Source organism: Paenibacillus sp. P22, from assembly GCF_000469945.2.
Classification (GTDB): domain Bacteria; phylum Bacillota; class Bacilli; order Paenibacillales; family Paenibacillaceae; genus Paenibacillus_O; species Paenibacillus_O humicus.
In genome coordinates, this window is sequence record NZ_CBRA020000070.1 from 1 (window position 1) to 12,799 (window position 12,799).

At 59.1% G+C, this 12,799-nt stretch carries 14 protein-coding genes and 1 pseudogene; 9 read left to right on the forward strand and 6 right to left on the reverse strand.

Translation table 11 applies throughout. From position 1 onward, the window contains the following. The 3 genes from BN871_RS11285 to BN871_RS11300 form a co-directional block, all read left to right on the forward strand. Window positions 1–424 (forward strand): LytTR family DNA-binding domain-containing protein (locus tag BN871_RS11285; RefSeq protein WP_048746038.1); only part of this gene is annotated, 424 nt, incomplete at its 5' end. Window positions 425–750: 326 nt separating this feature from the next. Next, window positions 751–1,092, forward strand: coding sequence for a DUF485 domain-containing protein (locus tag BN871_RS11295; RefSeq protein WP_021881714.1), 342 nt, complete (start codon window positions 751–753; stop codon window positions 1,090–1,092). Beyond that, window positions 1,089–2,630: a cation acetate symporter gene (locus BN871_RS11300; RefSeq protein WP_021881715.1), complete on the forward strand. Its 1,542-nt coding sequence runs from the start codon at window positions 1,089–1,091 to the stop codon at window positions 2,628–2,630. The genes BN871_RS11295 and BN871_RS11300 overlap by 4 nt, the downstream gene beginning before the upstream one ends. A gap of 136 nt (window positions 2,631–2,766) precedes the next feature. Here BN871_RS11300 and BN871_RS11305 read toward each other — a convergent pair whose 3' ends face one another. Together BN871_RS11305 and BN871_RS11310 are read right to left on the reverse strand one after the other, a co-directional pair. Further along, window positions 2,767–2,952: a hypothetical protein gene (locus BN871_RS11305; protein WP_021881716.1), complete on the reverse strand. Its 186-nt coding sequence runs from the start codon at window positions 2,950–2,952 to the stop codon at window positions 2,767–2,769. A gap of 137 nt (window positions 2,953–3,089) precedes the next feature. Beyond that, window positions 3,090–3,465: pseudogene (locus BN871_RS11310) on the reverse strand (VOC family protein). Window positions 3,466–3,719: 254 nt separating this feature from the next. Here BN871_RS11310 and BN871_RS26190 point away from each other — a divergent pair. After that, complete coding sequence (locus tag BN871_RS26190) at window positions 3,720–4,700, forward strand: NlpC/P60 family protein (RefSeq protein ID WP_083436388.1); 981 nt, start codon at window positions 3,720–3,722, stop codon at window positions 4,698–4,700. Between the two features lie 3 nt (window positions 4,701–4,703). Here BN871_RS26190 and BN871_RS26805 read toward each other — a convergent pair whose 3' ends face one another. Continuing rightward, entirely contained in the window at window positions 4,704–4,850 is a 147-nt protein-coding gene (locus BN871_RS26805; protein ID WP_157054011.1) for a hypothetical protein, read from the reverse strand. Between the two features lie 1,059 nt (window positions 4,851–5,909). Here BN871_RS26805 and BN871_RS11320 point away from each other — a divergent pair. The 4 genes from BN871_RS11320 to BN871_RS11335 all read left to right on the forward strand — a co-directional run bounded on the left by BN871_RS11320 (window position 5,910) and on the right by BN871_RS11335 (window position 9,096). Then, window positions 5,910–6,362 (forward strand): MarR family winged helix-turn-helix transcriptional regulator, encoded by a 453-nt coding sequence (locus tag BN871_RS11320; RefSeq protein WP_174806384.1) that lies wholly within the window; start codon window positions 5,910–5,912, stop codon window positions 6,360–6,362. A 95-nt stretch (window positions 6,363–6,457) separates the two neighbouring features. After that, entirely contained in the window at window positions 6,458–7,402 is a 945-nt protein-coding gene (locus BN871_RS11325) for a ring-cleaving dioxygenase (protein WP_021881722.1), read from the forward strand. 8 nt (window positions 7,403–7,410) lie between these two features. Next, window positions 7,411–8,025, forward strand: coding sequence for an alpha/beta hydrolase (locus tag BN871_RS11330; protein WP_198156234.1), 615 nt, complete (start codon window positions 7,411–7,413; stop codon window positions 8,023–8,025). Between the two features lie 93 nt (window positions 8,026–8,118). After that, window positions 8,119–9,096 (forward strand): ring-cleaving dioxygenase, encoded by a 978-nt coding sequence (locus BN871_RS11335; RefSeq protein WP_021881720.1) that lies wholly within the window; start codon window positions 8,119–8,121, stop codon window positions 9,094–9,096. A gap of 138 nt (window positions 9,097–9,234) precedes the next feature. Here BN871_RS11335 and BN871_RS11340 read toward each other — a convergent pair whose 3' ends face one another. Together BN871_RS11340 and BN871_RS11345 are read right to left on the reverse strand one after the other, a co-directional pair. Continuing rightward, window positions 9,235–10,149, reverse strand: a complete 915-nt coding sequence (locus tag BN871_RS11340; protein WP_048746074.1) for an NAD(P)/FAD-dependent oxidoreductase — start codon at window positions 10,147–10,149, stop codon at window positions 9,235–9,237. 305 nt (window positions 10,150–10,454) lie between these two features. Further along, window positions 10,455–10,913 (reverse strand): Rrf2 family transcriptional regulator, encoded by a 459-nt coding sequence (locus BN871_RS11345; protein ID WP_048746041.1) that lies wholly within the window; start codon window positions 10,911–10,913, stop codon window positions 10,455–10,457. 265 nt (window positions 10,914–11,178) lie between these two features. Between BN871_RS11345 and BN871_RS26810 the strand changes: the two genes are divergently transcribed. Further along, window positions 11,179–11,445 (forward strand): ATP-binding cassette domain-containing protein, encoded by a 267-nt coding sequence (locus tag BN871_RS26810; protein ID WP_021880997.1) that lies wholly within the window; start codon window positions 11,179–11,181, stop codon window positions 11,443–11,445. A 617-nt stretch (window positions 11,446–12,062) separates the two neighbouring features. Here BN871_RS26810 and BN871_RS11350 read toward each other — a convergent pair. Beyond that, window positions 12,063–12,773 (reverse strand): FadR/GntR family transcriptional regulator, encoded by a 711-nt coding sequence (locus tag BN871_RS11350; RefSeq protein WP_048746043.1) that lies wholly within the window; start codon window positions 12,771–12,773, stop codon window positions 12,063–12,065. Window positions 12,774–12,799 lie beyond the last annotated feature (26 nt).

Genomic DNA, 12,799 nt, shown 5'->3' on the forward strand with positions numbered 1-12,799 from the left:
GGCCGGGGCAGGAACGCCAGCCGGGACTGCCGCATCCGCAGCGCCTATGCCGCTTCCGGCATCCTCTGGTCCTGCTGCCTCGCGGCGGATCCGTCTGCTGATCGAGGACGGGGGGAAGATGGTCGTGCTCGACGGCCGCTCCCTGCTGTTCGCCGTCAAGGAAGAGAAGCTGACCCGGATCCGGATGGCGGACGGGAACGAGTATACCGCTCGCCAGACGCTGCAGGAGCTGGAGGAGCGCCTCGGTGCCGGTTTTTTTCGGCCGCACCGGAGCTACCTCGTCAACCTGGACTATATCCGGGAAATCCAGCCCTGGTTCAACGGAGCCTACAACGCGGTGCTCAAGCATGCGGAGGAGATCCGCATCCCGGTATCCCGTTCCGCCGCCAAGGAAATGCTGCGGCTGCTGGAGGAAGGCGGATGATCGCAGCTCGGCATTGGGCCTGGAACGGCGGAAAAGCTCCATGCCGGCGCCGGCCGGCGAGAGCCGGAGTTGGGACTTCCAGCAAGGCCTGCGCTCTGCTTCCGCATCGGAAGCGGAGCTTTTTGTTCGATTCCATGGAGTTCGTCGTTCCGGGCTGCCCGAGCGGGATTGCGGCCGCTTATCCACTGACTTCGGCAACCGACCGTTCGCAACCGCATTTCATCCATTCAGGAGGCGGAATCAACATTTCGCGACACAAAGCTCCGGAGGCGGAGAGCTGGCGTGTATAGTAGGAATAAAGCGTTTTCATAAGAGGAGGATGCCAAGTGGCCAAAGCTCCGCTGACCTACAGCGACGTAGCCCGTTCGGATTCGTTTCGTGCCTTGTTGCGGAAGAAAAAGCAATTCCTGCTCCCGATGACCCTCTTTTTCCTCGCTTTCTACTTTACCCTGCCCATCCTGACCTCCTACTCCAAGGTGCTCAACGAGCCCGCGCTCGGACCGGTCTCCTGGGCATGGCTGCTCGGAACGGCGCAGTTCATCATGACCTGGACGCTTTGCACCGTCTACAGCCGCAAGGCGGCCAAGTTCGACGAGATGGTCGATGGCATCAAGGCCGAGGTCGCGAGCAGCGGCCAGGCCCATGAGAAAGGGCGGAAAACTTCATGAACACGGCGTTCCTGCTGTTCCTGCTCATTGTTCTCGGCACTCTGGTCATCACTTATTACGCTTCCAAAAAATCGAAGACCGCGAGCGAATTCTACACCGCCGGCGGCGGCTTGACCGGCTGGCAGAACGGACTGGCCATCGCCGGCGACTACATGTCGGCCGCTTCCTTCCTCGGCATCGCCGGCATGATCGCGCTGTTCGGCTTCGACGGCTTCTTCTACAGCATCGGCTTCCTCGTCGCCTATCTGGTCGTGCTCTATCTCGTCGCGGAGCCTTTGCGCAACCTGGGCCGTTATACGATGGCCGACATGATCGCCGCGCGCTTCAATCAGCCGCAAATTCGCGGCGTGGCGGCGCTGAACTCCATCGTCATCTCTATCTTCTACATGATCGCCCAGCTCGTAGGCGCCGGCGGCCTGATCGCCCTGCTGATTCCGAGCCTGGATTACACCACCTCGGTCCTGATCGTCGGCGTGCTGATGACCGTATACGTCGTCTTCGGCGGCATGACGGCGACGAGCTGGGTGCAGATTATCAAATGCGTCCTGCTCATGGCGGGAACGCTGATCATCTCCCTGATCGTATTCGCCAAGTTCGACTTCAACATCGGCCACATGTTCACGGAGATGAAGAGCGCAACAGGCCTGAAGGAGGCGTTCCTGAACCCCGGCAACAAGTTCAAGAACGGCCTCGACACGATCTCGCTCAATCTGGCGCTTGTGCTCGGCACAGCCGGCCTGCCGCATATCCTGATCCGCTTCTTCACGGTCAAGGACGCTCCGACCGCTCGCAAATCCGTCGTGACGGCGACATGGATCATCGGCATCTTCTACATCATGACGCTGTTCCTCGGCTTCGGCGCAGCCGCCTTCGTCGGCGAGGAGACGATCGTGAAGGCCAACGCCGCCGGCAACATGGCCGCTCCGCTGCTGGCCAAGGCGCTCGGCGGAGAGTTCCTGTTCGCCTTCATATCCGCCGTCGCCTTCGCTACGATCCTGGCGGTCGTGGCCGGACTGGTCCTGTCGGCCGCCTCGGCCTTCTCCCATGACTTCTACAATCATATCCTGCGCAAAGGCCAGGCCAAGGAAAAGGATCAGGTGCGCATGGCCAAGCTGGCTTCCGTCGGCGTCGCGGTCGTCTCCATCGTCCTGGCTCTCTTCGCCCAGAAGCTCAATGTCGCCTTCCTCGTCTCGCTGGCCTTCGCCGTCGCGGCAAGCGCGAATCTGCCGGTCATCCTGTTCACGGTATTCTGGAAGCGGTTCAATACAGCGGGAGCCATAACGGGCATGCTGACCGGCCTGATCTCGGCCCTGTTCCTCGTCATGATCAGCCCGAACGTCTGGAACCCCGTCGCAGGCAAAGCCATTCTCGTCGGTACACCGCTCATCGACCTGACGAACCCCGGCATCATCTCCATCCCGCTCGGCTTCATCGGCGCGTTCCTCGGAACGTTCCTCTCGTCCAAGACGAACGCAGCCAAGTACGACGAGGTGCTGGTCAAAGCCAATACGGGCATATCGGATCTTCCGACCTCATAGGCTTGGAACGCGAAGCAAGCCGCCTTCTCCATCAACGATGGAGAAGGCGGCTTTTTCATAGTCGCGGGCTGGATGTGATTGGAAGATGATCAGGCAGAGATCCATCCTCGCTTGAGAATGGCGGAATGGCGGAAGCTTAAGGCATCGGCGTAAACGAGCGGAGGAAGTTGGCCAGCCAGCTGCAAAAGAAGACGCCTGACAGCACGATCGATAAGCCGATTGAAGCCGCTTTGGGGATTCCGGGAATCTTTCCGAGCAGCTTGGCCGCGGCCGCCGTGCCTGCTGCCGTTCCCGTGAAGCAAAGGAGGAGCAGGAGTCCCATGAGCTTTCACCTCGATCCTTGATGAAGATTCTTTTTAGATAGGACGGTTTTCGGCTTCCGAAAATATCAAGCCAGCCCGAATTTCGCTCCGCACCTTCCCGCTTGAAGGCAGAGCCGTTCGGAGATGGAGAAGGTAATCAGAGCCTTTCCATGAACTCCAGCCGATTGCCGAAGGGATCGCTGCAATAGAAGCGTCCGATTCCTTCTTCGGCGCGCATCTCGTCCTCTTGGACGGAGATTCCGCTTTCCTCCAACCGAAGCCGCAAGGCATCCAGCCCGCTCACGCCGAAGGCGGGATGGGCTTTCGCGGCGGGAACGAAATCCTTTTGCACGCCGATATGGACCTGATGCGTTCCGCACTGAAACCAGACGCCGCCCCCGGCTCTGCAGGGCAGCAGGCTTGGGCAGCTCGGGCCATCCCAGCACACCCCCGTAAAAGGCGCGTGCTTCGGCTTCTCTGCCGGCTGGAGCGGCAAGCTGCGCATGATCAATGCCGTGAAATGAGTACCCCATGAAAGGTTGGCCTCCTTAACAAAGGAATGGAATGAAAGAGAAAGCGGGAATCCAGCTTGAGTAGGGCGTTTTAGCTTCAAATAGTGAAACCATTTTTTATCATTCAAATTTAGTCTACCTCTATTTCATAAAAATTCCATCTCTCTGCGTATAATTCCAACTCCCGAATCCACTCTAAGAACAGATCGGAGCCGCAGCGTTGACCGGATCGACGGTCGGAGCTGCGGCTGCATTCCAGAGCATAGGGAGTGGACATGATGGCACAAAGAAAATGGCTGCGAAAAAGCTTGAAGCCGGCCTTCGTGCTGGCCGCTGCGGCCAGCTTGGCAGGAGGCTGCGGCACGGCAGGAGAGAGGCCTTACAATGATTTGAACATGCGCATGCAGAACATGCAGCAGCAGCTGGGCGCCGGGACGATCAAGGTAGGCAAGCAAAGCGTCTACCAAGTCCCGATGACGGAAGCGGACGGCAAGGTATGGATTCCGCTGGAGCATGCCGCACGCGCCGTCAACATGAAGGTGCATTCCATGCGCGACGGTTATGCGATCGGAGATACGGACGCGGCCTACAAGGTTCGGATGGGCGACGTCAATGCGGTATCCGGCAGCCGGACGGTCGATTTGCCGGATGCTCCGCGCTCGATCGGCGGCCAGCCCTGCATTTCATCGGATTCGCTGACGACGCTGCTCGAGACGCCGGTCCGCTGGAACGCCAAGACGAGGGAGCTGACCGTCGCTCCGCTTCAGGATTCTCCGAAGGCCAATACGCAAAGAGGCATCACCATGCAGATGACGGATCCGACCGGCCTCCGCAGCGGCGGCTCCCTGCTGCCGTTCTCCACGGGAAGCGCGCAGGAGCTGCTGAAGCTGGCCAAGCGTTTCCTCGGCACCCCGTATGATTTCGGCGCGGGCAGCTATGCCTCTACGAAGAAGTTCGATTGCTCTTCCTTCACCCAATACGTCTATGGCAAGTTCGGCGTCGAGCTGCCCCGCACATCGCGGGAGCAATCCCAAATGGGGCGGACCGTCAGCGAGTCCGAGCTTCAGCCCGGCGACTTGATGTTCTTTTACACGCCGGGGCGCTACGACAGCAACAAGGTGGTCGGACATGTCGGCATCTATGCAGGCAACGGGAAGATTGTCCAAACTTACGGGGATCCGGGCGTCGTCGTGGACGACTTCAACGACTATTGGAAAGGTCGGTTCCTGTTCGGCAAGCGCGTGTTGAGCAGCTAGACGTCAGGGCCGCTGAACAGGAGGGCCGCTGGAAGGCCGCTGGAACAGAGAAGGCCGCTGGAACAGGTAAGGCCGCTGGAACAGGTAAGGCAGCTGGAACAGGTAAGGCAGCTGGAACAGGGAAGGCCGCATGCGGTGATTTCGTGACACGGTCCGTGTCAGGCTCCGATTGCGGACGGGAAATAACGTCCGATGCCAACAGACAGCCGGCTATAAACAGGCTTTCCTGGCTTCATGCTCGGATGCGGAAGCACTGCGGATATCATGTGAAGCAGCGTCGACAGGGTTGAAGTATTAAACACAAGTACGGAACCGCGCCTTTTGTCGCTGCGGTTCCCTTTTTTTTGTTCGAACAAATTTGGTTTGATATCGGCCTCAAGCCTGTCTTGCTGTTTTTGATTTCAATGGGACTGAACGACATCGGCGTGGATTTTCCTTGTCGTCGATGGGCCTGGCAGGCGGCTGCTTCGGCAGTCCCGGCGGCTGAATAGGCCTTGCGGGTATTTGTCCTGTTGACGGCCTTCACTTCGCTCATGCTCTCATGCGGCTCGCAGCTTTCTTATTGGGGTTGAAACAAGCCCAAACGCCTATCTCAGCGGGTTTCTCTTTTTTGAGTCGGAAAAAGACTTGCGGTACCTTTTTCCCAGCTTCATGAGGCTCGGACTTAAGCGGATTATGGCTTCAAAAGGTTGCAAAAATGGCTATCGGACATACGATCCGCTATTTCGTCGAATCTCGGCCAATAGGCTTTCTACCGGACATACGATCCGTTATTCTCCCTTTAGCTACCGCTATCCAAATAAAAATTCGCAAATAACGGATCCTATGTCCGATAATGACCGAAAATCCGTCATTTCGTTGTAATAACGGAACCTATGTCCGATTGCCCGGATTGCCCAGCGCCTCCGCGTCCATCTAATCGGCCTTGAAAATTCATGCTCTAGTCTCGCCAGCCAAACCGACAATAACGAGCTGTTTCAAAGGACGGTTTCCCCTGCAGCCGGAGTGTATTTCCGCAATGAAATCCTTCGGGAATTGCCGTTCCCCTATTCCAAGTGCAGGCGGAAGCAGCCTATGTGTTTGGGGAGCAGAAGAGATTGAAGCGTCGTTCAAAATAAGTCCGCGGAAAGCGGTTGACAACGACTTCGAAATGATTTATCTTTAATTAAAGATAATTAAATTAAAGACATTTAAGGGGCGATGAACATGATGGAAGCGACGAGGGAACCAGATGATCAGGCGGCATCGCTCAAGCTGTTCGTCGTCCTGTCCAAGGCCTACCGGACGATCATGGATCTGGCGATCAAGGATATGAAGAAATACGGCTTGTCGCCATCCGAATTCACCGTGCTGGAAGTGTTGTACACGAAGGGGCGCGTGCCTCTGCAGCAGATCGGGGAGAAAATTCTCGTGACGAGCGGCAGCGTGACCTACAACATCGACAAGCTGGAGAAGAAGGAGCTGCTGAAGCGCATCCCATGCGAGGATGACCGAAGAGTGACGTTCGCCGAGCTGACCGAGCAGGGAAGGCGGCTGTTCGATTCCATTTTTCCTCAGCATGCCTCGCTGATCCACTCGTTGACGGCCGGACTCGATCCGGAGGAGAAGGAGCTGGCGGCATCTTTGCTGAAGAAGCTCGGACGCGGGGCGGAGAAGGGATAGAATCCCGCCCCCTTCGGAAAATCGCCTTTCACAGTGAATAAACAGCCTTCGCAGGTCAAATACTTTAACTTTAAGATAATCGGGAGGAACTTACGATGACACTCGCAACCAAGGGCATCCACCATATCACCGCTTTCGCTACCGATCCGCAAGGAATCGTAGACTTCTACGCCGGCGTGCTCGGCCTTCGCATGGTCAAGAAAACGATCAACTTCGACGCTCCTGAAGTGTACCACCTCTACTTCGGAGACGAGCATGGCAGCCCCGGCACGATCCTGACCTTCTTCCCTCATCCGGGCTCGCGCAAAGGCCGCGTCGGCGGCGGCCAGGTCGGCATCACGACTTTGGCGGTGCCTCCCGGCTCGATGGCGTTCTGGGAAGAGCGGCTGACCCGCTTCGGCGTCGAGACGGCGAAGGCCGTCCGCTTCGGAGAAGAGCTGCTGCAATTCGCGGACCGCGAAGGCATGCTGCTGGAAATCGTCGAGCGCGAGCAAGGAGCCGAGAACAGCTGGAGCTTTGGCGGCGTGCCGTCGGACAAAGCCGTAAAGGGCTTTGGCGGAGCGCTTCTGTACAGCACGAATTCGGCCGCGACGCGCCGGGCTCTGACCGACACGCTCGGCCTCAAGGCTGCCGGCGAGTCGGACGGCTTCGCCCGTTTCATCGGCGAAGGCGAGCTCGGCAACGTCGTCGACGTGCCGCTCGAGGATGTCGAATATGGCAGCGGCGGCGCGGGAACGGTGCATCATATCGCCTGGCGCGCGAAGGACTTCGCCGAGCACGAGCAGTGGAGAGCGGCTGCGGCGGCCGGAGGCTTCCAGCCGACGCCGGTCATCGACCGCCAGTATTTCAACGCGGTGTACTTCAGGGAAAGCGGCGGCATCCTGTTCGAGATCGCGACCGATCCGCCGGGATTCGCGGTGGACGAGGCGGAGGACCAGCTCGGCGCCAAGCTGATGCTGCCGGACTGGTACGAGCCTCACCGGGAGCAGATCGAAGCCGGCTTGCTGCCGATCACGGTTCGCAGCCTGGGGGAGGAATAATCATGAGCATGGTCCATTTCTATAAGGAAGGCCGCAGCCAAGACGCCCCGACGCTGGTATTGTTCCATGGAACAGGAGGCACGGAGCATGATCTGCTGCCGCTGGCGGAGCTGATCTCTCCGGAGTCGGCCGTGCTGTCGGTTCGCGGCAGCGTGCTGGAGAACGGGATGCCCCGCTTCTTCCGGCGGCTGGCGGAGGGCATCTTCGACGAGGAGGATCTTGTGCGCCGCACGGGCGAGCTGAGGGATTTCCTGGACGAGGCAGCCGCCAAGTACGGACTCGACCGATCCAATATGATTGCCGTGGGCTATTCCAACGGAGCGAACATCGCAGCCAGCCTGATCTTCCATGAGGCCGTTTCCTTCCGCGGAGCGGCGCTCCATCATCCGATGGTTCCGCGCCGAGGTTTGAAGCTGCCGGAGCTGAACGGGCTGCCGGTGTTCATCGGAGCCGGCACGAACGACCGGATCTGTCCGCCGCATGAAACGGAGGAGCTGAAGTCGCTGCTCGCGGAAGCCGGAGCCGACGTCGGCCTTCACTGGGAGAATTACGGCCACCAGCTGACGGGCACCGAGGTTGAAGCGGCGGCGGCATGGTTCGCCAAGCATTTCCGCCAAGGCTGAGCTGGAGCAGATCAATTATTCATGTGGCTGAATACTTTTCGGTGTTCGAACGGATGAGGATCGGTTTGGTTTCCATAGAAGGAGGTAACGACGATGGCTGCAGCATTGAAAGGCCTACATCATTTTTCCGCTTTTACCGCCAAGGCGTCGCTGAACTATGATTTTTATACTCGGGTGCTTGGCATGAGGCTGGTCAAGAAGACCGTCAATCAAGACGACACCAGCATGTACCATCTGTTCTACGGGGATGAAAAGGGAAATCCGGGAACGGAGCTGACGTTCTTCGAGATGCCGATGGCAGGCAGGAACCGTCCCGGCACAAGCAGCATCTCGTCCTTGTCGCTGCGGGTGCGCAGCGACGAGGCGCTGGAGTACTGGGCGAAGCGCCTCGATGAGCATGGCGTCGACCGCGACGAGGTGCGGGATCGCGCCGGCCGCGCCACGCTGGCATTCCGCGACCCGGAAGGGCAGCGGCTGGTGCTCGTCTCCGACGAGCACGGAGCCGGAGTCGCCGCAGGCACGCCATGGGAGCTGAGCCCTGTTCCGCAGGAATACGGCATTACCGGGCTCGGCCCGGTACAGCTCACGGTCGCCAACGCGCAGCCGACTGTCGCCGTGCTGACGGAGCTGATGGGCTTCCGCCGCAAAGGCTCTTTCCCTGCTTACGAGGAAGGCCAGCCAGACGTCATCGTGCTGGAGACGGGCGAGGGCGGCAGCGGGGCGGAGGTGCATGTGGAGGAGCGCTATGATCTGGAGCCCGAGCGGCTTGGCCGCGGCGGCGTCCACCATGTCGCTTTCCGCGTCGAGGACGAGGAGGAGCTGCGGGCCTGGGTGGGCCGCATCCAGAGCGCCGGCTTCCCGAACTCCGGCTTCGTGGACCGCTTCTACTTCCGCTCGCTCTACTTCCGGGAGCCGAACGGAATCCTGTTCGAGCTGGCGACGGACGGACCGGGCTTCGATACCGACGAGGAGCTGTCCGAGCTCGGCGAAACGCTGGCGCTGCCGCCGTTTCTCGAGGGGCGGCGGGAGCAGATCGAGGCGAATTTGAAGCCGATCGATACGAAGCGGTAATGTGCAAGGAAAAACAGATTAGGGTTCCCAAGAGCAGATTTCTGCCCGGGAACCCTTTTTGGCATTGTCCGGCGACGCGGGTTGTTCCTTTTCCCCGATTTTTGCCGATAAGCGGCGCAGACGAGCCGGCAGGCTCGCTTAAATCCGGTTAGTCCAATCCTCTTCTGCGAGCTCGGACACGATGCCTGCGGCTGCGACAGAGCCCATCGAGGCGGCGACAATAGCTTGATTCATCGGCGTGGCCGCGTCTCCGGCCCCGAATACGCCCGGGATGTTTGTTTTGCCCCGTGCGTCCACGTCCAGCACTCCCTGATCGTTGTTGATGCAGCCGAGCGCGACGGGCAGATCGGATCCCGGCGCGAGCTTGGAAGCGAAGAAGATTCCGCTGCACGGCACGGAGGTGCCGTCCTCCAGAAGGACATTCGTAACGATGCCATCGCTGGATTCAATTTGCCTAATAGGGGAAGCATACAAAGGAATTCCGCGCGCGGCCAGCTGCTCCCGCTGTTCATCGACCTGTTCATCCGGTCCATTCGTGCAGATGGCGATATGACGCGACCAGCCCGACACAAGCTTGGCGAAGTGGAGCGCGTGAGGGCCATTGACGATCAGCGCGAGCGGTTTGTCCCGCAGCTCCCAGCCGTCGCAAAAGGGGCAGACGAAAGCGCTGCGGCCGTACACATCTTCAAGCCCGGGAATATTCATAGGCAGATCCTTCTTGCCTGAGGCGAACAGCAGCTTTTTGCTCCGGTAGCTCTCGCCGCTAAGAGTCGTCAACCGGAAGTCGCCGTCGCTTCCCGCAATCTCAACCGCTTGATCGCGGATGAAGCGGACCGACGGGTAAGCTGCGATCTGCTCCCTTGCGACCCTTCTGAACTCCCCGGGACTGATGCCGTCGCGAGTCAAAAATCCGTGGGTTGCATGGGTGACCCGGTTGCGCGGGCGCTCCTCGTCGATCACGAGCACATTTCTGCGGGCTCTGCCCAGGACGAGAGCGGCGCTCATGCCTGCCGGCCCGCCTCCGATAATGATGCTGTCCAATCGTTCTGCCATGTTCATCCCAACCTTTCTGGATCTTTTATATCCATAATAACGGCGCAAGAAGCCTCTCGGCTTGATGCCCGGTCCCCGCAGCCTCTGAACCTGCAGCCCGGCCCTCGAAGCCCGCAGCCTCAGCACCTGCAGCCTGGTCCCCGCAGTTTGCAGCCTCAGCAGCCTGGTCCCCGCAGTTTGCAGCTCTCTTCACTCGCAGCCCGCCGCTTCTGCACCTGCAGCCCGGTCCCCGCAGTTTGCAGCTTTTTCACCCCGGCCGGTTCGACGCCTGCCAATCCCATATCTTCATGATGCCGCATGCTTGTTCAGGCACGGTGCTCTGGGCTGCAAGAGAAGGAGGCCGCATCCAGAACTCCCTGGATCGTATGCTGCTTCAGATAGTCCAGCATCTGGCGCTCGGCGCCGTCCATGACCTTTTTTACCAGGCACTCGCATCCGGAGGCGTCGGCTTCGGCAAACAGCTCGTGCTGATGCTCGTTGGCGGCATGGCATTCATACATCTGCTGCCGCCCCTCCACCACGGAGATGACATCGTAGAACGTAATCTCGCTCCCGGGGCGCGCGAGCTCGTAGCCGCCGCTTGCTCCCGTAACGGCGCGGACGATGCCGTCCTGACGAAGCTTGGACATGATCTTGGACAAATAGCTCTCCGGCAATCCTTGCTTGGAAGCCAGCTCCTTGATTCCTACATACCGGCCGCGTTCCGCCTGGGCCAAGTGGATGAGAGTGTGAAGGGCGTATCCTGTGCTTTTGGAAAATTGCATGCGCGGTGTCTCCTTGCGTGAAGCGTTCATTATTATGGATATCTTATGTCTATAATAGGGCAAGGCCGTTCCGGATGCAAGCGGACTATACGAATAGGCCCGGCGATCAGCAACGGACGGTCCTCCGTTTCTGCCGCGGGCGGATGTGCTGTCACGAGAATGTAAGAAGAGAGGGCTATCATCGGGGGGATTTGATTTCATCCTATTGGAGTGAATAGAAGATGGCACAGCTCAGAACAAGATCGAACTGAAGAAAATATACGGGGTGGAGCCCAATCAGGGGCGCCGGACGGAGTTTCCATGGAAGCGGCCGAGGGGGAGTCGTCGCCATTGTCGGCTTGTCGGGAGATCCGGCAGCGGCAAGTCGACACTGCTTCGCATGCTCGGGGGCTTGGACATTCCTTCTGGAGGACAAGTCATCGCGGAGGCGAAATTCCTGTTCGACATGGAGGAAGAGGAAAGGACCGTCTTCCGCAGGCGTCGGATCGGCTTCGAGTTCCAGCAATTCAATTTGTTCTACAATCGCCTCTGACAACAGGTGTATCGGACATAGGATCCGCTATTTGAGGGAATTCATAGGAATTGGTTGATTATCGGACATAGGATCCGTTATTTGTGAATTTTTATTGAGATAAAAATAATGCGGAGTGGAATAACGGAACGTATGTCCGATAAAGGTGAAATTGGCTTTACAGCGGCCAAATAACGGAACGTATGTCCGATAAAGGTGAAATTGGCTTTACAGCGGCCAAATAACGGATCGTATGTCCGATAGCAGCTGTATAAGGGTGCCGTTTTATTCTTTCTAGCCGATGGGATGCGAGTCTATTGTTGATTTGCAGGATCGGACGAGCCGCAGAGGCAATAGGCAGAGAGGTCTGCGCCAGACAGTGTCTTATAAGTAGATGGGAGGAATCGGACGAGCCGCAGAGGCAATAGGCAGAGAGGTCTGCGCCAGACAGTGTCTTATAAGTAGATGGGAGGAATCGGACGAGCCGCAGCGGCAACAGGCGGTTCGCGCCGATCAGCTTCAGAGAAATAGGGGCTCAAGCTGCCATAGCTGCAAAGCTGCTGGCTCGAGCTGCCAGAATTGCAAAGCTGCTGATTCCCTATTTGCTGCCAGAAAAGTCTATGTCCGAGCCGAGAGTCTCAAAGCCGGCCCTTGATGCCCTTCAGCACATCGATGACCTTGTTCAGATGCTCGCCGAGCACATGCTCCGCAAGCTTGGCGTCTCCGGCCTCTATGGCATCATAGATGCGCCGGTGCTCGCCGAGCAGCCGCTGGGCGGTGCCCCTCTCGCGGTAGAACCACAGCTCGCGGGTTTGGGAAATGGAAGACGCGAAGCGCTCGGCGAGGGATTCCATCATCTGCGCGAGCAGGGTATTGCCCGAGGCGGCTACGATCGCCATGTGGAACTCGGTGTCGGCGCGCTCGCCGGCCTCGGTGTCGCCGGCCTCGAGGCTGCTCTCCATCGATGCGAGAATCTCGCGCAGCCGCGCCAAATCGTCCGGTGCGCGCCTTGCGGAGGCGAGCGACACAGCCCCGATCTCCAGCACCTTGCGAACTTCCAGCAGCTCGGTCAAGGAGCCCGCATTGTGGAACATCTGGTCCGCGCCTTGCTTGGGATCACTGGGTAATACCGACTTGACGAAAGTGCCGCCGCCCTGGCGCACATCCAGCCAGCCGGTCGCCTTGAGCGCGCTGGCCGCCTCGCGGACCGTGGAACGGCCGACGCCGTACGATTCCGCCAGCTCCACGACGGAGGGCAGCCGCTGTCCGGGCTCCCAGGCGCCCGAGCGGATCTGTTCCAGCATATGTTCGGCTACAAGCTCATGGCCTTTGGCTTGGGTGATTTTCATCGCGACCTCCCGTGGCATCCCAAAAA